Genomic DNA, 21,864 nt, shown 5'->3' with positions numbered 1-21,864 from the left:
ATAGATGACAGTTAAAGTAGGGATTCCCAAATCATTATTATACTTCCATTACTATCCAGCCTGGAAGACCTTCTTTCAGCAGTTAGGAGCAAAAGTAGTAGAATCTGATGATTCAAATCAATCAATTATCGATAGAGGTATTAAATTATCTGTTGATGAAGCCTGTTTTCCGGTCAAAGTCTGTCATGGGCATATAGTTAATCTCCGTAATAAAGCTGATTATATCTTTCTACCGCGAATTATCAGTGTAGTTAAGGATGAGTATGTCTGTCCTAAATTAATGGGCCTGGCTGATATGATCAAAAATAATATATCAAATTTACCTAAGTTATTAACTCCTACAATAAATCATAATCAAGGCTGGCTTGATTTATTGGAGTCAAATTTGAAATTGGGGGCTGAATTTACAGATGACAGATTTCAGATTATGAAAGCCCACTGGCAGGCCAGAAAGGCTCTTCGACGATATCAAGAGAACTTAATTAAAGAACCTAAACAGAATAGATTAACAATTGCACTGCTGGGCCATGCTTATCTGTTAAATGATGAATATTTGAGTCTAGGATTAAAAGAGAAATTGGAAGAGTTAGGGGTCGAGGTGATTACTCCTCAGAATTTAACTGAAAGACAGATTGATAAAGGAGCCAATAAATTATCTAAGTCTCTATTTTGGACTTTCAATCGGGAGATAATTGGCACTGCCTATTATCTTTTTGAACACCAAGAAGTGGATGGTTTTATTCAACTGGCTGCTTTTGGCTGCGGCCCCGATGCTTTAATCGGTGAATTAATAGAGAGGAAGGCCAAACGCCGTAGTGATATTCACTTTATGTCGCTTAATCTCGATGAACATACCGGCGAAGCAGGATTAGAGACTAGGCTGGAAGCATTTGTAGATATGATTAGATGGGAGGTTAAAGGAGCATGAAGGTAACTTTTCCCCATATGGGACAGATGAATCTATCAGTTAAAACATTGTTAAGAGAATTGGATTTAGAGGTAGTAGAACCGCCTCCGATTACAGACCGAACATTGGATTTAGGTGTTAAGCATGCTCCGGAATTTGCTTGTTTACCGCTAAAAATAAATATTGGTAATTATATTGAAGCCTTAGAAAAAGGAGCAGATACAATTATTATGGCTGGGGGATGTGGTCCCTGCCGCTTTGGCTATTATGGTGAAGTACAGCGCGAGATATTAAAGGATCTCGATTATGATTTTGAGATGGTGATTTTTGAACCATTTCAGGGCTCCTGGCAGAACTTCTTACAGCAGTTTAAGTTTATCTTTAAACATCTTTCCTGGTGGAAACTTTGGAGTGCCTGGAAGTTAGCCTGGACTAAATGTCAGTTAATTGATGAAGCAGCAGAATATACAAATAAGCTGAGAGGATATGCAGTTAACCCTGAATTAGTAACTGAAGTTTACGAAGACTTTCTAATGGAGATAGAGGATCTTCATGATAGAGAAAGGCTTCAATCAGCTGTAATTGAAATGAAGAATCAGATTTTAGATCTAGAGATTGACTGGCAGAAAGAGCCGCTTAAAGTAGGAATAGTAGGTGAGATCTATGTTGTATTAGAGCCGTTTACAAATCTGAATTTAGAAAAGAAACTAGGAGAGATGGGAGTTATAGTTGACCGTTCTATTTATCTCAGTGACTGGATTAGTGAACATTTATTCAGCAGTTCAGTTGATAGTGAGGAGCATCGGAGAATAGAAGAGGCAGCTGAGCCTTATTTAAAACATTTTGTCGGCGGCCACGGTCTGGAGACAATTGGCCGCACAGTGTTATATAATCAAGAGGGATATAATGGAGTAGTCCAGTTGGCTCCTTTTACCTGTATGCCGGAGATAGTAGCTGAGAGTATTCTACCGGAAGTTAGTCGTGATCTTGATCTGCCGGTGCTGTCTTTGACTTTAGATGAACATACTGGTGAAGCAGGATATATTACTAGATTGGAAGCCTTTGTTGATTTATTGGAAAGAAAGCAGCAGATAACAACAGGAGGTCAGGTAATATGAAAGGATATTTAGGAATAGATGTAGGATCAGTAAGTACTAATTTAGTATTACTGGATGAGAATAGGGAAGTAAAAGAGAAGTTATACTTGCGGACTCAAGGCCGACCGATTGATATCGTTCAGTCGGGTTTGGAGGAATTAGGTTCAAAGGTAGATGATTTAGAAATTAGAGCTGTGGGAACTACTGGAAGTGCCCGGGATTTGGCTGGAGTAATTGTTGGGGCTGATATAGTTAAAAATGAGATTACAGCCCATGCAGTAGCTGCTTCTAATATAGTACCAGAAGTAAAGACTGTATTGGAGATTGGCGGTCAGGATTCAAAGATTACTATTCTGCGGAATGGAGTTGTAGTTGATTTTGGTATGAATACTGTCTGTGCTGCCGGAACCGGTTCCTTTTTAGATCAGCAGGCCAGTCGGTTGAATATTCCTATTGAAGAATTTGGACAGTATGCGCTACAAGCTGATAATCCTGTTAGAATTGCTGGCCGCTGTTCTGTTTTTGCTGAGTCAGATATGATTCATAAACAGCAGTTAGGCCATTCTACGGAGGATATTATTGCTGGACTCTGTGAAGCGTTAGTGCGGAATTATTTAAATAATGTCGGTCAGGGTAAAGAGATTAAGGAACCGATTGTCTTTCAGGGCGGAGTAGCTGCTAATGATGGGATTAAAGATGCTTTTGCTAGATCTTTAGATGCGGAAATAATTGTTCCCAAGCATCATGATGTTATGGGAGCAATAGGAGCAGGGATTCTGGCCCAAGAAAGAGTTCAGGATAAGGATGAAACTTCATTTAAAGGATTCGATGCTTCTGATTTTGATTACGAAGTCTCCAGCTTTAACTGTGACGGCTGTCCTAACAGCTGTGAAATCATTAATATCCACCAGGATGATGAATTAGTAGCCCGCTGGGGTTCTAAATGTCCTAAGTGGGAAGCGGTATAATAATTAGATAAAAAGTTTCCCTCCTTGACAATTATTAGACTGTAGAGTATAATATAAGTAGAACTGACCAGTCAGTCTCGAAAGGAGGGAGTTAAATGAAGTTTATAAAGGATATTGTACATAAGTATCCCAAAGGAATCATAGCAATAACTATTTTAATTACTATCTTCTTTGCTTATCAGGCAGCAGATATTCAGATTAATACTGATATCAAGAAGATGTTCCCGGAAGGGGATCCGGTTGTAGATACCTTTGATCGAGTTAGTGAAAGATATGGCGGAGCAGAATATGTAGTTTTGATGCTCCAGGATGAAAATATTATGGATCGCGAGTCTCTAGGACATATAGATGAAATAACAACTAAGATGGAAGAGATTGAGGGAGTTAATAAAGCACAGAGTATCACTAATATCGAAGAAATCCGCGGGCAGGGCTTTACGGTAGAAGTAGGAGACTTTATCAAGGACTTACCAGCTACAGGAGAGGAGGCTAAGCAGTTAGCTGATAAGGCTTTGACTAAAGAGCGCTATCTTGGTACCTTAATTTCTAAAGACCTTAAGGCAGCAACAATTATTGCCCAGCTTAAGCCTGATTCAGACCAACAGCATGTTGTTTCGAAAGTAAAGGAGATTAGAACAGAAGCTGATCTAACTGAAGAGAGTTATCTTACCGGTAATCCTGTATTAACTAAAACAATGGCTGATAATATGAAGAGTGATATTCTGAAATTATTTCCTTTTGTTTCAGTAGTAGTGATGGGGATTCTCTTTACCAGTTTTCGTAGTTTAAGAGGGATATTATTACCGATTATAGTTGTATTGTTAAGTGTTATCTGGACAGTTGGATTTGTAGCCTGGCTGGGAAAGACACTGTCGATAGTCAGTACTGTGCTGCCGGTATTATTGGTCAGTGTCGGTAGTGCTTATGCTATTCATTTCTTGGCCCGCTTCTATGAAGATCAGCTAGAAGGCTTAAGCAAGTCTGAAGCAATTACCGAAAGCATTCTTAAAGTGGGAATTGCTATTATTATGGCTGGAGTAACCACCATTGTTGGTTTTTCTTCATTAGGTTTATCTGAGTTGACGATTATTAAGGATTTTGGACTCTTTACTGCTGTTGGTGTCTTTGTTGCACTGGTGATGTCTATAACCTTCTTACCTGCGGTTTTGGAACTGATGAGAAGTCCTAAACGGTTTCAAGCAGCTGAAAAGAGACCGCTGCTGGATCGAATATTCAGCTTATTATTTAAAACTGTAAAGAAGCATAATAGTTTAGTGATTATAGTAGTAATTGTTATTTCAACTTTATCACTTTGGGTAGCACCACAGATTCAACCAGAGACTAATTATATTACTTTCTTTCAGCAGAATAGTGAGATCAGGCAGGCTAATAGATTGGTCAATAGTAAATTTGGCGGTTCAGATTCATTAGAGATTATAATTGATACAGAAGAAACTGATGGAATTGAGGATCCTGAGTTTCTACAGAAGGTAGATAAATTACAGGCGCAGTTAGAAGAATTAGAGTTGCTTAGCAATACAATGTCTGTTGTTGATCTGTTAGAAGAGGAGAATCAGGCTTTAAATGAGGGTAAAGAAGAGTATAACCGGCTGCCAAAACGGGGAATTGCTCAATACTTACTCTTATTATCATCGGATGATGATGATCTTCTAGAGGATTATATAGACTTTGATCACCGCGAGGTTAGAATTAGGACTATGACTGCTAATGCCGGTAGTAAAAAGACTGAACGAACATTAACTAAAGTAACAGAATTGGTTAATAATCAATTCAGCAGTGATGAGTATAAGGTAACAATTACTGGAATTCCGGTTCTGCGTAATACTCTGACGGATATGATAGTTAGCAGTCAGATTCGGAGTCTGCTTGCTTCAATTGTTTTTGCTTTCATTATTACCAGTATCTTATTGAAGTCTCCTGTAAAGGGGTTTGTCTGCAGCTTTCCTATAGCAGTGACAGTCTTATTGAATTTTGGCTTGATGGGTTGGACAGCGATTCCGCTTAATGTAGCTACCAGCATGATTGCCAGCATTGCTGTAGGAGTAGGAGTTGACTATAGTATTCACTGTTATACGCGCTATCAGGAGGAAAGAGAGAAAGGCGTATCAATCATGGAATCACTGCAGGTGGCAATCAGGACTATAGGCCGGGCTAATTACTTCAATGCTACGGCGGTAACCGCCGGATTCTTGGTTTTACTATTTTCTTCTTTTCCTCCGCTGAGGACCTTTGGATTATTGACTTCAATTACAATGGTGGTTTCTTTTTTAGGGGCCATGGTTTTATTGCCGTCGCTTGTTATTGTCGGTCAGCGGATAACTGAAGCATTAAGCGGCGATGATGATGTAACGTTAAATAATTAAGGAGGTATTTATGATGAAGAGAATAATGATAGTAACATTAATTATGGTTTTAGTCTTGAGTATGAGTGGGTTAGTGTCAGCACAGGAGTTAAGCGGCGATGATGTATTAGATAAGGTAGAGGAGTCAATCGATGCTCAATCATCCCAGGTTAAGTTAAGAATGGAGCTGTATAATGAGTCAGGCAGTAAGCGGACTAGAGAGCTTGAAGCTTATACTAAGGATGGCGAGTATGATAAGGCTTTGATCTGCTTTTTAGCTCCAGCCAGCGTTAAGGATACTGCATTTTTATCCCAGGAAAAGAAGAGTGATGATGAGGATATGTATCTCTATATGCCGGCGCTGGGTAATGTCAGAAAGATAGCCGGTAGCCAGAAGAACGGTAGCTTTGTAGGAACAGATTTTAGTTATAATGATCTATCAATTTTGGGTGGGGGGAAGTATAAAGAAGATTATCAAGCTACAATTTTAGATGAGGATGATAAAGAATATTTATTGAGATTGGTACCTACTGATGAGGATATAGAATATAAGTTTGTTAAGATGTGGGTCCAGAAAAGTAATTGGTTTCCAACTAAACTAGAGTTTTATGATAAAGATAAGGAACTCTATAAAGAATTAATCAGTGAAGATATAAAAGAGAGATCCGGTTACTGGACAGCGGAGAAGATGACTATGAAGGATCTAGATGAAGGTTCCAAAACAGTAATCTATCTGGATGAAATTACTTATGATTTAGAGCTGAATGACCGTATCTTTACAGTTAGATACTTAAGACGGTAATCTATTTAAGCTGAAAGGTGGGGTATCAATGAAGCGGTTAAGATGTTTAACAGTTATCTTAGTTTTAGTGTTGATCCTTAGCTCTACGGCTGTAGTCCAGGGATTGGAGATTTCTACTGATATAAAGCTTGATTTAGAGCGTGATACTGATGAGAATAAGACAGATGATCGCGAGAAGATCAATCTAACTTTGGAGGAGCAGTTTAATTTTACTACAGATGGATATCTTGATCTGGAGATAGAATCGGACTATGAGGATGATACTGATATTGGCATCCATGAAGCCTATATTAATTATTATACTCGCGATATAGACTGGCGGTTAGGAAAGCAGGAGGTAAGCTGGGGAAGTGCCTACAAAATTAAGCCGACGGATTACTTCAGTCCCAATGATGTAAGTGATATGCATCCGCTGGATGAGAAGTTTGGCGTTACTGGCGTCAAAGGAATCTATTATGCACCGAATGGTCTGGAGGTTACAGGCATAGCTATACCGGATTTTGAAGCTGATGAAGTAGAGGACGGCCGGGAAGCAGAGGTGTTTAAGGCCGCTACAGAAGAAAGGCCTACAATTTCTGATTATACAGTTCAAGATGCAGATGATCTTCAACTGGGAGTGAAGGTTACCAAGCGGCGCGTTAATAACTTTGATCTATCCTTCAGCGCTTATCATGGTCGGGATAATTTACCAATATTAGATAAAAAGAAGACTAAAAATAATTTAGATCCAACTGCTCCTAAAGCTTTTATTAAATATCCTGAGGTTACTAAATCCGGATTTGATATCATCGGCGATATCGATGATATGGGTATCTGGCTGGAGACTGCTTACAGTGATTATGATGACAGCCAGTATGATGATATATTTGAGACGGCAGTAGGTATTGATTATAAATTCGATAGCGATCTCTATTTAGTCGGCCAGTGGTATAATAAGGAAGGCAGGCTATCATCTGAACCGAAGATTAATGCATTTAACTTCTATGCTTCTAAGCCAGTCTGGAACTTTCATGAATTAGAGTTTACTGCTTTATATGATACAGAGAGTGATGCATATCTTCTAGAACCGCAGTTTAATTATTCTATTGATGATTCAATTGAACTTCAAGTGGGTGCTACTTATGCCCATAATGAAGATGATGCTGGAGGTATGGTATCTGCTCTGGCTCAGGATAGGCTCTATACCAGGTTAAATATAGAATTCTAAAATAAGGAGTTGGCATCATGAATTCTAAACAGGAGAAGATATTTACTGCTGCCATTGAGAAGTTTTCGCAGAAAGGATCAACCAATACTACGATGCAGGAGATAGCCGAAACAGCTGGAGTAGGTAAAGGAACTCTATACCGCTATTTTAAGAATAAAGAGGATCTTATATTTTCATTGATCAAGTACGGTATTGATGAAATGGCAAGTAAAGTTAAAGAGGCTGTAGAGAATGTCCAAGATCCAGTTAAGAAGCTGGAGATAGTGATTGAGGTCCAATTAGAATTTTATAATCAATACCGTGGCTTCTGTAAGTTTTTGACTCGAGAAATCTGGGGTCCTCAAAGTAAATTTGAGGAGCATATTAAAGAGATTAGAACCAATAATACTGTTATTATTGAAGACATTATTAGCCAGGGAATTGAAGAGGGAAAACTAAAAGGAATAAATGCTGAATTGGGTGCAGTTTCTTTAAGTGGAATGATTAACATTACTGCTCTGCATTGGTTTATGTTTCACGAAAGCTTTCCGGTTGAAAAGATAAAGGAAAATTTGATTTCTCTTTACTTTGATGGGATTATTATTTAAATTAGGTAGTTTATAATTTTCATAGAAAAGAACCTCCATTTTTTATGGAGGTTCTTTTCTAATTTCACTTGTTAAAGCAGAGGAAGTATGTTTTAATTATAATGGGAATTAAGTTGATAGATAGTTATAGGTTTGGTAAAATGGTTATTAATTCTTGGTACTGGGAAAAGTGGGATAATGAAAGTGCCGCAGAGGTTACAAACGAAACTACAAGAATTAGGGATTGAAGTTGTAATAGCAACTACTGATGATGCTGTGGAAATATTTAATCGTAGATATGATACTGATGATCAAAAAGCAGCTGCTGGTTTTCACCTGACATGTTAATACTTAAAAAGGAGCAGACTAATGGAGTCAGTTCGAGAGTGCTTGTGGAAGGAAGATAATAAATGTAGCTGGAGGGATTAAATGAATAGAGATTCTGAGATGTTAAGACTACATATCTTTATTTCTGGTCGAGTACAGGGGGTTGGTTTTAGAAACTTTATCCGCACTAAAGCGGAGGAATTGAATCTTACCGGTTGGATAAAGAATTTAGAAGATGGCCGAGTAGAAGCAGTTTTTGCTGGTAGAGAGAATAAGGTAAAAGAAATCTCTGCAGCGGTTCAAACAGGACCAAGCTTGGCCCGGGTGGATAATGTAGATTCTAAACAGGAGGAGTATGTGGACGAATTTGATAAGTTTCGAATAGTATTTTAAAAAGAATATAAGAAGGGAGTAGTGAGAATATGGTATTACATGGAACAATGGAAGTAAATGAAAAAGGAAATTTAGAAGTTGGAGGATGTGATGTAACTAACATAGCTACAGAATATGGGACGCCGCTATATATTCTTGATGAAGAGGAGCTTAGAGATAACTGTCGGGCATATCGCCAGGCTTTTGAAGAATGGTATCCCAACTCAGAAACTATTTATGCTAGTAAGGCTTTTATGTCGCTTACAATCTGTAAAATTGTTGAAGAAGAAGGATTAGGTTTAGATGTTGTATCAGGCGGTGAATTATATACTGCTTTGGAAGCAGACTTTCCGACAGATAAGATCTACTTTCACGGCAATAATAAGACTCCTGAGGAGTTAGAGATGGTCTTAAATGAAGAAATAGGTCGAATCGTAGTCGATAATAATTATGAACTGGAACTGTTGAATGAATTAGCAGACCAGCAGGGAAAAAGAGCAGATATATTAATTAGAGTTACTCCGGGTGTTGAGGCCCATACTCATAGTTATATCCAAACAGGCCAGACGGATTCCAAGTTCGGAGTTGGTATTCAGAATGGATTGGCCTTAGAAACAGTTAAGAAGGCTGTTGAATTAGAAAATATAGATGTCAAGGGAATTCACTGCCATATTGGTTCCCAGATCTTTAATCTGGAGTCTTTTGAGGTAGCAGTTGATGTAATGCTTGATTTTGTAGAAGAAGTTAAGATCGAAACCGGATTAGTAATGGAAGAATTGAATATAGGCGGCGGTATTGGAATTAAGTATACTGATAAGGATCAATCAGTAAGTATTGATCAGTATGCTGAGTTAGTAGCTAAAGCTATTAAACAGAAGTGTGAAGAGATTAATATTCCCCTACCTAAGATAATCAACGAACCGGGACGGTCAATTATCGGAACAGCAGGATCAACTATTTATACAGTAGGTTCCATTAAGAATATTCCTGATGTTCGAAAGTATGTAGCAGTTGACGGCGGAATGCCTGATAATATTCGGCCGGCTCTTTATGAAGCAGAGTATGAAGCCATTGTAGCTAATAAAGCCAACCGGAAGCCTGAGGAAGTAGTTTCGATTACCGGTAAATGTTGCGAATCAGGAGATATGTTAATCTGGGATATTGAATTGCCTGAAATGGAGCCGGGAGATGTTCTATTAACTCCTTGTACCGGTGCCTACGGCTATGCAATGGCCAATAATTATAATAGTCTACCTAAACCGGGAGTCGTACTGATTAATAACGGTCAGGTAGAGGAGATTATCCGGGGAGAAAGATATGAAGATCTGGTAGCAAAAGAAGAGATTCCTGCTCGATTAAAGTAAGACGGTCCAAAGACGGATTAAAGTACCGAGCCTGGAACTAACTAAGCCTTACTTGTTGTGGGTAAGGCTTAGTTTTTTGTTTTTCACCTTTTTAAATAATTATATCTATGGTATAATTAAGGGCAATGTTTAAGATGATCAAATGTAGGAGTGGTATAGTGCAGTTAATAACTGGTCATAAAGGTACTGATTTTGATTCTCTGGCTGCTATGGTAGCAGCAAGTAAATTATATCCTGAAGCTACTATGGTCTTTCCCGGTAGGTTAAGCCAGAATGTTAAGGATTTTATGTCTCTTTATAAAGATCGGATTTCCGTTAAACGGCCTAATCAATTACAGACTGAACTGGAGCAGAATTTAATAGATAGCTTAATTATTGTTGATACCAGACTTGCTAATAGATTAGGAGAATTAAAGTATTTAGCCTTTGATTCTGAAGTAGAGTTGATAATTTATGACCACCATCCAGAGCTTGATGAAGAATTAACAGGAGCTTGGGAGTTAATAGAGCCAGTAGGAGCAGTTACCAGTCTTCTCTGTCAGCAGATTGAAAGGCGAGGATTAGAAATTACTTCTTTTGAAGCTACATTATTTATGTTAGGAATCTATGAAGATACCGGAAGCTTAATGTTTAATTCGACTACTTCCACTGATGCGGCAGCTGTTTCCTTTTTACTTGAAAATGATGCTAATTTATCAGTAGTAAACCAGTTTATTGAACGTCCATTGAGTTCAATTCAACAAGATTTATTTACTCAGCTGCTTGATTCTCTACAGGCTTATGAGTTGGATGGTTTAGAAGTAGATGTCTATAAAGCAGAACTGGATGAATATATCGGAGGTATTGCTTACTTAACTCAGAAATTGGATGATTTAAATCAGGCTGATGTACTCTTTACTTTAGTACGGTTAGATAATAAAATATTAATTGTAGCCAGGAGTAATGTAGATACTTTAGATGTATCTACAATTGTGACTGAATACGGTGGAGGGGGCCATAGGCGGGCAGCATCAGCTATGGTTAGGGATAAAAAGCTTGCCTTAAGCCAGCTTGAAGAAGAAATAATTACCATGGTAGAAGAGAAGATGGAGCCTTTAGTATTAGCCGGGGATATTATGTCCAGTCCGGTACAAACTATTACTCCGGATAAATCTATGGAAGAAGCAGAAGAAAAGATGCTCTGTTATGGTCATTCAGGATTGATAGTTACAGAAGATGAAGACTTAGTTGGAGTTATTTCGCGTAGGGATGTAGATAAAGTAAAACAGCATGATTTGATGCATGCTCCAGTTAAAGGATATATGTCGCGGCAGGTAGTAACGATTAGAGAAGATACCACCTTTAAAGATATTCAGCAGAAATTAGTAGAGTATGATATTGGACGTCTGCCGGTGTTGAATAGAAATAATGAATTGGTTGGAATTGTTACCCGCAGTGATGTTTTGCGGGTATTATACGGAGAAGCAGATTATATTAAGGGGATGCAGAATCGGTACGGCTGTAGTATGGTTGAAGTTTCTCAGCAGACATTCAATGTTAAGAATATACTTAAGAAGATGGAGTCTGAAGAATATAAATTATTATCAGAGATCGGAAAAATTGCTGATAATCTAGAACTTGATGTTTACATTGTAGGCGGTTTTGTTCGGGATTTAATTCTAGGAGTAGAGAATTTTGATTTTGATATTGTAGTAGAGGGTAACGGAATTAAGTTTGCCAGAGAGTTAGCAGAAGAGTTGGAAGGAGAAGTTATTGAAGAACATCAGGAGTTTGGTACAGCTTGTGTAGCTACGAGGCTGGGATTGAAACTGGATGTTGCCAGCTGCAGAGTGGAGTATTATCAATCTCCTGGGGCTTTACCTGAAGTAGAAGCAAGTGACTTAAAGCAGGACTTATTCAGGCGTGACTTTACTCTAAATGCTTTGGCTATTAAATTGAATTCTGAAAGATTTGGTAAGTTGATTGATTTCTTCGGCGGTAAAGAGGATTTGGAGGCAGGTTTAATCCGGATTCTGCATAACTTTAGTTTTATTGATGATCCTACCCGTATCTTTAGAGCTTTAAGATTTGTTAATCGGTATGATTTTGAATTAGGGCAGATAACCAGAGAGTTAATGGAGCATGCTATTGATCAGAAAGTAGTAGAAGGAGTATCTTTGGGAAGGTTGAGTAATGAGCTGGAGTTAATTCTTAAAGAAGAGACAGCAGCTGAAATACTATCTGATTTAGAAGAGTTTGATTTATTGAAATTCTTTCATCCGCAGCTTAGCTGGACGGCTAAGCAATCTAAATTAGCTTCTGAGATCCCCTGGGCTGAAAGATGGGTAGAAGAATTAGAGATTGAAGAGGAATTGGCTGTCTGGCAGCTTTATTTACTGCTTTTAGTTAATCCTTTATCTGTGGCTGAAGCTAAAAGTTTGTTGACTGAGTTAAAGATATCCAATGATATCATCGCCAAAGTTGAATTCATAAAAGAAAGTGATAAAGAGAAATTAGAATTACTTAGAGAGTTTAATGTACAGCCAAGTGAAGTTTATAATAGTCTGAAATCTTTAAGTTTAGAAGAATTAGTCTATTTAGTAATAGTTAGTGAAAATACAGAGGTCAAGGACTGGATTGAATTTTATCTTCTGGAATTAAGAAGGATAGAACTGCAGGTAACAGGTAAAGATATTATTGAACTAGGATATGAGCCTGGTCCTTGTTTTGAGAAGGCATTACAGGCAGTTAAAACTAAAAAGTTAAATGGAGAGTTAGAAACTTATGAGGCTGAAAGAAATTATCTTGAAAAGTATTTGATTTGTTTAAAAGAGGAGGATAATTAATAAATGGAGATTGCCCAATTTATACTTTTAGTTCCAATATTATTATTTTCTTTATCTATTCATGAGTATTCTCATGGAAAGATGGCTGATTTTTTGGGAGATCCTACTCCCAAAATGACAGGACGGCTAACCTTAAATCCACTGGCCCATCTGGATTTAATGGGGGCTTTAGTACTACTTATTACACGCCGGTTTGGTTGGGCTAAACCGGTGCAGGTGAATCCGCGCTATTTTTCGAATCCCAGACAGGGAATGATGTATGTTGGTTTGGCAGGACCAGGAGCTAATATATTATTAGCTGTATTATTTTCTTTATTCCTTAAATTCTTTGCTATACCTTTTGGTCTACCTAGGGTAATTGGAATGTTTCTGCAGATAGGAGTGGCGCTGAATTTAGGTTTAGCGATCTTTAATTTACTTCCGCTGCCGCCGTTAGATGGATCAAAAATACTGCGGGGATTGCTGCCTCGAAAGTATGATAGTACTCTACAACAGATTGAAGGTTATGGCCCATTTATTTTATTATTTTTAGTTTTTACCGGTCTGTTACATAATATTATTGGACCTATCTGGGCTTTCTTTTATAATATATTATTATGATAGTAATTAGAATAAATCATATAAATAGGAGGACAAGAATATGGCAACTAAAGGAAGAATCTTCAGTGGGATGCGTCCTACAGGTAAGCTGCATCTAGGACATTTAATTGGAGTATTGAATAACTGGAAGGATCTACAAGATGATTATGACTGTACTTTTGGAGTAGTTGACTGGCATGCTTTAACAACTAAGTATGACCAGACGGAAGATATAAAACAGAACCGCAGAGAGATGGTTATTGATTGGATTAGTGCGGGAATTGATCCTGATAAAAGCATTATCTATGTTCAGTCTGATATTCCAGAGATTGCAGAATTACATTTATTATTATCAATGTTGGTATCAGTTTCTCGGTTAGAAAGACTGCCGACCTACAAAGATCAGGTACGGGAGTTAGAGGTGAAAGACTCAGTTCCTTTTGGACTACTGGAGTATCCAATTTTGATGGCAGCAGATATCTTAATCCATAAAGCAGATACAATACCCGTTGGAGAGGATCAACTGCCTCATATTGAGATCACTAGAGAGATTGCTAGACGGTTTAATCATCTTTATGGAGAAACTTTTCCTGAGCCAGAGCCTAAATTAGGTGAGGTACCGAAGCTATTGGGATTAGATGGGCGTAAGATGAGCAAAAGCTATGGTAATGCTATCTATCTAGCAGACGAGAAAGAAGAAATAGGAGATAAGGTTAATCAGATGGTAACTGATCCAGAACGAATTAGATTGGATGATCCCGGGCATCCAGAAGTCTGTTCTGTCTATGATTATCACGGTATCTTTAATTCAGAAGAAGTAGATGAGATTAAGGTGAACTGTAAGAATGCTGATTTAGGCTGTAGGGACTGTAAAGTAAGATTAACGGAAGTGTTGACTGATTATCTGGCGGATATTCATAAAAAGCGAGCAGAATTGGAAGAAAATCCGGAGATGATCGATGAAATTTTAGCTGAAGGTGCCCAGGAAGCACGCAAAAGAACTAAAGAAACAATTAAAGAAGTACGGGCAGCAATGAATCTAAGTTAACTTTATGGGAGTGGAATGATGAGTTATGAGGTAAAGATTGATGCTTTTGAGGGGCCTATTCCTCTTTTGCTCCACTTAATTAAGCAGGAAGAGGTTGAAATTTATGATATTTCCATTGCTGAAATCACAGCCCAGTACTTAGACTATATAGAAGCAATGCAGGAATTAAATCTGGAGATAGCCAGTGAATTTCTGGTAATGGCAGCTGATTTAATTGAGATTAAGATCAATACGCTACTTCCTGATGACTCCAGTGAAGAAAGTGAGGAAGAGAAGGTTGATCCAAGACAGCAGTTAATCAACCGGTTGCTAGAATATAAGAAGTATAAAGATTTAGCAGATCGGCTGAGAAATCAAGAAAAGAGGTATAGAAAGAGCTATACTAGAAATTTAGAATCTGTCTTAACTGAGATTGATGCTGAGGAAACTGAAGTAAATCCCTTAGAAAATATTTCATTAGAGGAGTTTGTTACTACCTTTGAAGAGCTAGTAAGTGAAATGTTAGAAGAAGAACAGGAACAGAAAGAGAAAGAAACGGATGATAAGCTGTCCCATTTAAATAGAGAAGAGATTACTATTCAGGAGAGAATGGATCAATTAGACCAGCAGTTACAGCAGAAAAGAGAGATTGATTTTGCTGAATTATTTGCTGGCGATTATACTAGATTGGAAGTAGTAGTTACTTTTATGGCTTTATTAGAGCTGATGAAGCAGCATAAAGTAGGTATTAGGCAGGAGCAGGTCTTTGGTGAGATTGAGATTCACCTGCTTGATAAGTGAGGTGGTAGATATGAAGAATAATCCTGAAGCTTTGATTGAAGCTCTGCTCTTTACCGCTGTTGAACCTCTTAAGCCTAAGGAAATTAAGAAGGTAACTGAGTTAAGCCTGTCTGAGATTGAAGCTGCTATTGATAATTTGGCAGCTGAATATGATAACCCAAGCCGGGGAGTTGAATTATTAGAAATAAATCAAGGCTATCAATTGAGGACTAAACCGGCTTATCAATCCTATATAAATCAGCTACATCAGCCGGAGGTTAACAAACAGCTTACTCAAGCATCATTAGAAACACTGACGATTATTGCCTATAAACAGCCAGTAACCCGAGCTGAAATCGAGGATATTCGCGGAGTTAATGTCAGTAAAGCTTTAAAGACGTTACAACAGAGGGGATTAATTGCAGAGTTAGGACGAAAAGATACAATTGGGAATCCAATTATTTATGGTACGAGTGATAAATTTTTAGAGTACTTTGGATTAAGTGATTTAAATGAACTGCCAGAACCAGAGGATTTTTCGAATTTAGATGAAGAAGATATTTTAGAAGATGAGGAGCTGCAGTAGTTATTACTGTAGCTCCTTTTAATATTATCAGGCAATTATATTCTTTGTAGAGATGATTTTATTTTGTGAAATTTATGAATAAGTGATAATAATTAATGAGTTATTGATTACATAAGTAATTTTTATTTTATAATAAGCCAAAAAAGTAGTAAAATTAAAGTACAGATAAGAAAAATAGAGATTAATAATAAAAATCCAGGAGGGATGGTATGAGTTATCGTGTAAACACGGAAAGAATGGATGAAATCTTACTAGAATTACAAAGTGATTACAAAGTATATGCTCCAGTACGTTTTGAAGGGCGAGGGCGTTATTCTGGCACTGATGTAATTCGCTATGAAGAGATTAATTCAGTTAAAGATGTAGTTTATGATGAAAAATCTGATATTTCGCCCAAAGAAATAATTCATCCAATTACGCAAAGATTATTCTATTTTACGGAGCATGAGTATAAAGAAAGTAAGGTGTATGATAAAGAAATTCTGATTTTTGCTCGACCATGTGACATTAATGGCATTGAAAGATTGGATACTATTTTTTTGGAGAATGGAGATAATGAAGATAAGTACTATAAACGCTTAAGGGATAAGGTGAAATTTGTTTTAATGGAGTGTAAAGAAGGCTGGGATACCTGTTTTTGTACTTCTATGGAGGCTAATAAAACGGATAATTATAGTTTAGCCATTAGATTCGAGGAAGATGAGTTGTTAATTGAAGTTAAAGATGATGAATTTGAACATCTATTTTCTACTCAAGAAGAAACTGAATTCACTCCTCAATTTCCTATCTCTAATCAAACGACAGTAGATATTCCCGAAATTAATAGTGAAGAATTACTAGCAGAAGTTTATGAACTTGAAATGTGGAAGGATTATAATGATCGGTGTGAAAGCTGTGGTGCTTGTACTGCTGCTTGTATAACCTGCAGCTGCTTTACTACTTCTGATGTTACTTATACTGAAAATGGAGATGCAGGCGAACGAAGAAGAGTATGGGCTAGCTGTCTTCATGAGGACTTTACGGAAATGGCTGGAGGAGATAGCTTTAGAAATACTCCCGGAGAAAGAATGAGATTCAGAACACTGCATAAAATTTATGATTACCAGAAGCGATTTGGAGAAGAACATATGTGTGTTGGTTGTGGACGTTGTACCGATAGATGTAATGAGCTAATTTCCTTTTCTGCAACTATCAATCGATTAAGTGAAGAAGTAGCTAAATTAAAAAATAAGGAGGTTAAGTAGATGGGGGATAATTGTGATTGTAAAAATGAATTGCAGCCAGAACCTTATTTGATAACAGATATTATCCGCGAAACAGAAATTGAATATACCTTTAGAGTAAAAGCTGATATAATGCCTAAGCCGGGACAGTTTTTCCAGCTTTCGCTGCCTAAAGTTGGGGAGGCTCCTTTTTCTGTCAGCGGCATTGGTGAAAATTGGCTTGAATTTACGATTAGAAAAGTAGGTAAGGTTACTAGTGAAGCTTTCAAACTTAAACCAGGAGATAATTTATTTATGCGCGGACCTTATGGTAATTCCTTTCCTGTAGATAAGTATAAAGGTGAAGATATAGTAGTGATTGCTGGTGGAACAGGGGTTTGTGCTGTTAAAAGTCTGCTGCAGTATTTTTATAAAAATTATGCTGATGTAAATTCTGTTCATTTCTTAACCGGTTTTAAAGATAAAGCAAGTATTTTATACAGTGAGGAGTTAGAAAAATACCGTGAAAAGTTTTCCAATACTATTTATTCCTTAGATAATGAAGAGATTGATGGCTTTGAAACAGGATTTGTAACAGAATATATTGATCAGGTTCCTTTTGCTGACTTCGCGGATTATCAAGTAGTGATTGTCGGTCCGCAGCCGATGATGGATGCAGCAGCAGCTGAATGTTTAGAGCAAGGAGTAGCAGAAGATAGAATCTGGGTTTCCATGGAACGGAATATGTCCTGTGGTGTAGGTAAGTGCGGTCACTGTAAAATAGATGATACTTATGTCTGTTTAGATGGGCCGGTATTTAACTACACAAAAGCGAAGAACTTAATTGATTAAACAGAACTGCCAATTTTATAAGGAGGGTAATCATGAACCACGATATTGATGTAGGGAAGTTAACTTCAAACTGTTATCGCCAGTCCAAAGTAGATGGCGAATTTATGCTGCAGATGCGAGTTCCCGGCGCAGTAATTGATGCTAAATACTTATCTTATGCTCAACATGTAGCAGAGACTTGGGGAAACGGAGAATTTCATATAGGTACGCGGCAGACACTTTCTTTGCCGGGAATTAATTATGAAGATATAGATGAAGTTAATGAATATATAAAAGGCTATATTCAAGGAGTAGAAGTAGAACTCTGTGGAGTTGATATGGAAGTTAATGAAGAAGGATTTCCTAACTTAGGGGCTCGTAATATTATGGCCTGTATTGGGAATAGCCACTGTATAAAAGCTAATATTAATACTACTGAGTTGGCTCGTAAATTAGAAAGAAGAATTTATCCGAGTCCTTATCATATCAAGATTGGTATTTCAGGCTGTCCGAATGACTGTGGAAAAGGCCATTTTAATGATTTTGGAATTATTGGATTAGTTGATCCAGAATATCAGTATGACCGCTGTATTGGCTGTGGAGAATGTGTAGAAGCCTGCGCAAGCCATGCTACAGGGGTATTAGAAAAAGTAGAAGGTAAAATTGAAAAGGATGACTGCTGTTGTGTAGGCTGTGGTGAATGTGTTGTTGCCTGTCCTACTGGAGCTTGGGAGCGAAATCCAACAGATTATTATCGAGTTACAATTGGCGGGCGAGCTGGTAAGCAGTATCCGCGCCTGGGTAAGATGTTCTTGAATTGGGTAACTGAAGATGTTGTACTCGGTATTATTGATAATTGGGAAGAATTTTCTGCTGAAGTGCTTAATTATGAACCAATTTATCTGCACGGCGGACATTTAATTGATATGGCTGGCTATTATAATTTTCGGGATAAGATTTTAGAAGGAGTTGAACTAAATCCTAAAGCAGAAGTAGCTGATCATATCTATTGGGATGAAACTGAGTATAGAGCTAATATACATGTTACAGCGACAGGTAATGAGTAATCAACTTAAATTTAATATTAATTATTGATGGATGGGGAGTGATAATTCCCATCCATTTAATTTTTTTAATATTAAATTATGTACGTTAACTTACATTTAATTGATATAATGTTGCAGTTTAGAGTTGATATCTTGCAAACGCTCCGAAAATCAGTCCTAGTCACTCAGCAGTAAATCAACCTTAGTGTTACGATTTAAAGATTTCGCTTTATATATTAACCATTCTCTCTTGTGGGACTGCTTTAAAGTCGCTTGTTGCAAGATATCAACTAATTGTGCAAAATTATCTGAGGAAGCGTTTAAAACCAGATTAATGAAAATCCTGTGCTATAAATAGTCAACATTTCTCTGAAGCGACTCTTAAGATTAGTCCGGAACCATGGACGGTGGAGGACTAATCTTTGAGAATGAGTGAGACAGGACGTCGAACGAATGGCAAGCGTAAGAGATTTGTTGACTATAATCTGCAATATCATGAAAGAGACCATATTAGCTGCAAATAGAAAGTGACACAATATATCAATATAGTTTTACTTTATCAAAATCAACCTTAAATTAACGCTGATGATGAATATTAATCTTAATTATGGAAAAAATAACTATTAAAGTGATAGTAGATAAAAGGTGAGATTTATGAACTTTATTTTATTCTTTTTTTTATTGGTAGTTATTCTTTTAGCAGGTTACTTTCTACCAATCAATGCTATAGTAAAATATAAAAGAAATGATGGTAGCGATGATTTAAGAATGTGGGTAGAAGTCTGGCCGGGCATAGTAATTTATCGATTACAGATCTCTTATTTAGAATTGAAAGGATTATTTGCTGAGTCACTACTTAAATTCAAAGCTGAAATAGAGGCAATAGGATCGCCGAATATAGAATTTGAACGTAATAAATCCATAAAGGATTTGGACTGGGAAGAAATTATTGAACAATTAAAATTCATTAAAGGAATGACAGACCAGTTTGAAGCCTTAGAGAGGGGACTTGATACTTTCAAGGATGAGCTACATAGATTGAATGAATTAACTCTGCGAAATCCTATTTTATTGCGAATTATTGGTACCTTAGTATTGGGAATTGAGGGACAGTGTAAACGATTAAAGTGGAGAACAGAATTTGGAATTGAAAATCCAGCTGCTACAGGAGTAGCAACAGGATTATTATGGGCAGTTAAGAATAATCTTTATTCCTTTTTATCCTTTAAAGCTGAAAAAGTGGTGGAGCCTGAATTTGAAGTAATACCTAATTTTAATCAGGTTAATGAATTAGAAGTTGAATTTGAGAGTATATTTAGTCTCCGGTTAGGAAACATTATAAGTAGAGGATTGAAGATAATCTGGACTAGATATAAGAGGAGGTTTTTTGAAAAATGGGAGAACATCCAATTGAATCAGTAATGGATACAACAATGGAGAATATTAAATCTATGGTAGATGTTAATACAATCGTTGGTGATCCAGTAGAAACTGTTGAAGGCAGTGTGATTATTCCGGTTTCTAAAGTAAGTTTTGGATTTGCTGCTGGAGGTAGTGAATATGTTACTTCAAAAGGTAAAGAGAATAAGAAGGATAAAGATGGAAATGAGTTTGGCGGGGGGACTGGAGCTGGAGTAATGTTACAACCGATAGCCTTTTTGGTAGTTGGACAGGACCAGGTACGTTTAATGTCAGTAGATGACAATAATGGAATTGAGAAATTGATTAATGCTGCTCCGGAATTGATGAAGGAATTGAAGTCAATTACTGAAGATGATTCTAAATTCCAATCTAATTAAATAGAATATAGATGATAAATTAGGATAAGTTTTAGATGATGGAGGGAAGGAAGAAGGATGTGGCTGACAAAGAGGAATAAATTGTTATTTATTTTAATTGGTTTAATTATTATTAGTTTTAATGCTGATATTGTTTCGGCTAAACCTGATATTACTGCCCGGTCAGCAATTGTTGTCGATGTGAAGACTGGAGAGGTATTATATGCTAAAAACCATCATGAAAGACGTCCTCCAGCCAGTACAACTAAGATTATGACCGGAATATTAGCAATTGAAAATGGTAATTTAGATACTGAAGTGACAGTTAGTGATCGAGCTGCTTATACTGGCGGTTCATCTATCTGGCTGACTAGTGGAGAAACTTTAAAATTAGAAGAGTTATTGTATGGTTTGTTATTAAATTCAGGTAATGATGCAGCAGTAGCTATTGCTGAACATATAGGAGGTAGTGTAGAAGGATTTGCCTGGATGATGAATCGAAAGGCTCGGGAGATTGGTGCTTTAAATACTACTTTTCAGAATCCGAACGGTTTACCTCAGAATGGACATTTAACTACTGCTTATGATTTAGCGTTGATTACTCGTTATGCTCTCCAGAATGATACTTTTGCTAAAATAGTTAGGACGGTACGTAAGACTATTTCCTGGGAAGGACATGAGTATGGTAGATCGCTGCTTAATACTAACCGACTGCTGCGTAAATTTGATAAAGTAGATGGAGTAAAGACCGGTTATACTGATGCAGCTGGACGCTGTTTGGTTTCAGCAGCCAGTGCAGACAACAGACAGGTTGTATCTGTTGTATTAAAGAGCGGGCAGATGTGGCATGATTCTATAAAATTATTAAATTACGGTCTGGATAATTTTAAACAGATAGAATTAATCTCTAAAGATGAAACAGCCCATACTATACGTATAAATGAAGCTAAAAAAGAAGAAGTAGACTTAATTGCTGCTAAAGAATTCGGGATTGTAATTCCTCAGGATGAAGATGTAGAAATTAAAAAAGAGGTTAGAGTTCAGAATGATTTGAAGCTACCGATTGAAAAAGGAGAACAGGTAGGTAAGTTAACCTTCTACGTTGCAGGGGAAAAGAAAGGCATAGTGCCTCTATTAACCAAACGTCGAGTTACTGCCGATTCAAAGATTAATAATTTTTTTCAGAAGCTGACTGCTAGTCTATTGGAGATGACTTCTAATTTTCTTTAGTTTTATC

21 protein-coding genes are annotated in these 21,864 nt (G+C 37.1%); all 21 read left to right on the top strand.

Annotated features, from left to right (window positions below; all coding sequences use genetic code 11):
- Positions 1–4 precede the first annotated feature (4 nt).
- The 21 genes from acear_RS08735 to acear_RS08640 all read left to right on the top strand — a co-directional run bounded on the left by acear_RS08735 (position 5) and on the right by acear_RS08640 (position 21,857).
- A complete protein-coding gene (locus acear_RS08735; RefSeq protein WP_013278647.1) occupies positions 5–928 on the top strand; it encodes an acyl-CoA dehydratase activase-related protein in 924 nt (307 codons plus the stop codon).
- A complete protein-coding gene (locus acear_RS08730) occupies positions 925–2,025 on the top strand; it encodes a hypothetical protein (protein WP_013278646.1) in 1,101 nt (366 codons plus the stop codon). Before acear_RS08735 ends, acear_RS08730 begins: the two co-directional genes overlap by 4 nt.
- Positions 2,022–2,972, top strand: a complete 951-nt coding sequence (locus acear_RS08725; protein WP_013278645.1) for an acyl-CoA dehydratase activase — start codon at positions 2,022–2,024, stop codon at positions 2,970–2,972. Before acear_RS08730 ends, acear_RS08725 begins: the two co-directional genes overlap by 4 nt.
- A gap of 95 nt (positions 2,973–3,067) precedes the next feature.
- Entirely contained in the window at positions 3,068–5,356 is a 2,289-nt protein-coding gene (locus acear_RS08720; RefSeq protein ID WP_013278644.1) for an efflux RND transporter permease subunit, read from the top strand.
- 13 nt (positions 5,357–5,369) lie between these two features.
- Complete coding sequence (locus tag acear_RS08715) at positions 5,370–6,137, top strand: outer membrane lipoprotein-sorting protein (RefSeq protein ID WP_148217703.1); 768 nt, start codon at positions 5,370–5,372, stop codon at positions 6,135–6,137.
- A gap of 28 nt (positions 6,138–6,165) precedes the next feature.
- Entirely contained in the window at positions 6,166–7,344 is a 1,179-nt protein-coding gene (locus acear_RS08710; protein ID WP_013278642.1) for a hypothetical protein, read from the top strand.
- A 17-nt stretch (positions 7,345–7,361) separates the two neighbouring features.
- The gene (locus acear_RS08705) at positions 7,362–7,931 is read left to right on the top strand and encodes a TetR/AcrR family transcriptional regulator (RefSeq protein WP_013278641.1); all 570 of its coding nucleotides are present in this window, start codon (positions 7,362–7,364) and stop codon (positions 7,929–7,931) included.
- Between the two features lie 132 nt (positions 7,932–8,063).
- The gene (locus acear_RS12390) at positions 8,064–8,258 is read left to right on the top strand and encodes an MTH938/NDUFAF3 family protein (RefSeq protein ID WP_280956767.1); all 195 of its coding nucleotides are present in this window, start codon (positions 8,064–8,066) and stop codon (positions 8,256–8,258) included.
- An 81-nt stretch (positions 8,259–8,339) separates the two neighbouring features.
- Entirely contained in the window at positions 8,340–8,630 is a 291-nt protein-coding gene (locus acear_RS08700; protein WP_013278639.1) for an acylphosphatase, read from the top strand.
- Between the two features lie 29 nt (positions 8,631–8,659).
- Positions 8,660–9,973, top strand: coding sequence for a diaminopimelate decarboxylase (gene lysA, locus acear_RS08695; RefSeq protein ID WP_013278638.1), 1,314 nt, complete (start codon positions 8,660–8,662; stop codon positions 9,971–9,973).
- A gap of 158 nt (positions 9,974–10,131) precedes the next feature.
- Positions 10,132–12,798 (top strand): CBS domain-containing protein, encoded by a 2,667-nt coding sequence (locus acear_RS08690; RefSeq protein ID WP_013278637.1) that lies wholly within the window; start codon positions 10,132–10,134, stop codon positions 12,796–12,798.
- Positions 12,799–12,801: 3 nt separating this feature from the next.
- Entirely contained in the window at positions 12,802–13,398 is a 597-nt protein-coding gene (locus acear_RS08685) for a site-2 protease family protein (protein ID WP_013278636.1), read from the top strand.
- Positions 13,399–13,438: 40 nt separating this feature from the next.
- Positions 13,439–14,425 (top strand): tryptophan--tRNA ligase, encoded by a 987-nt coding sequence (trpS, locus tag acear_RS08680; RefSeq protein ID WP_013278635.1) that lies wholly within the window; start codon positions 13,439–13,441, stop codon positions 14,423–14,425.
- A gap of 18 nt (positions 14,426–14,443) precedes the next feature.
- The gene (locus tag acear_RS08675; protein WP_013278634.1) at positions 14,444–15,205 is read left to right on the top strand and encodes a segregation and condensation protein A; all 762 of its coding nucleotides are present in this window, start codon (positions 14,444–14,446) and stop codon (positions 15,203–15,205) included.
- Between the two features lie 10 nt (positions 15,206–15,215).
- Positions 15,216–15,770 (top strand): SMC-Scp complex subunit ScpB, encoded by a 555-nt coding sequence (gene scpB / locus acear_RS08670; RefSeq protein WP_013278633.1) that lies wholly within the window; start codon positions 15,216–15,218, stop codon positions 15,768–15,770.
- A 209-nt stretch (positions 15,771–15,979) separates the two neighbouring features.
- Positions 15,980–17,014, top strand: a complete 1,035-nt coding sequence (gene asrA, locus acear_RS08665; protein WP_013278632.1) for an anaerobic sulfite reductase subunit AsrA — start codon at positions 15,980–15,982, stop codon at positions 17,012–17,014.
- On the top strand, positions 17,015–17,824 hold the full coding sequence (asrB, locus tag acear_RS08660) for an anaerobic sulfite reductase subunit AsrB (protein WP_013278631.1): 810 nt from the start codon (positions 17,015–17,017) through the stop codon (positions 17,822–17,824).
- Between the two features lie 32 nt (positions 17,825–17,856).
- On the top strand, positions 17,857–18,870 hold the full coding sequence (gene asrC / locus acear_RS08655; protein WP_013278630.1) for a sulfite reductase subunit C: 1,014 nt from the start codon (positions 17,857–17,859) through the stop codon (positions 18,868–18,870).
- 633 nt (positions 18,871–19,503) lie between these two features.
- On the top strand, positions 19,504–20,271 hold the full coding sequence (locus acear_RS08650; protein WP_013278629.1) for a DUF2953 domain-containing protein: 768 nt from the start codon (positions 19,504–19,506) through the stop codon (positions 20,269–20,271).
- A complete protein-coding gene (ytfJ, locus tag acear_RS08645) occupies positions 20,244–20,648 on the top strand; it encodes a GerW family sporulation protein (RefSeq protein ID WP_013278628.1) in 405 nt (134 codons plus the stop codon). Before acear_RS08650 ends, ytfJ begins: the two co-directional genes overlap by 28 nt.
- Before the next feature lie 57 nt (positions 20,649–20,705).
- Positions 20,706–21,857: a D-alanyl-D-alanine carboxypeptidase family protein gene (locus tag acear_RS08640; protein ID WP_013278627.1), complete on the top strand. Its 1,152-nt coding sequence runs from the start codon at positions 20,706–20,708 to the stop codon at positions 21,855–21,857.
- The last annotated feature ends 7 nt before the right edge of the window (positions 21,858–21,864 follow it).

The organism is Acetohalobium arabaticum DSM 5501, assembly GCF_000144695.1.
GTDB classification, from domain to species: domain Bacteria; phylum Bacillota; class Halanaerobiia; order Halobacteroidales; family Acetohalobiaceae; genus Acetohalobium; species Acetohalobium arabaticum.
Note: the sequence above shows the minus strand (reverse complement) of the source record. Positions and strands in the feature narration are given on the sequence as shown.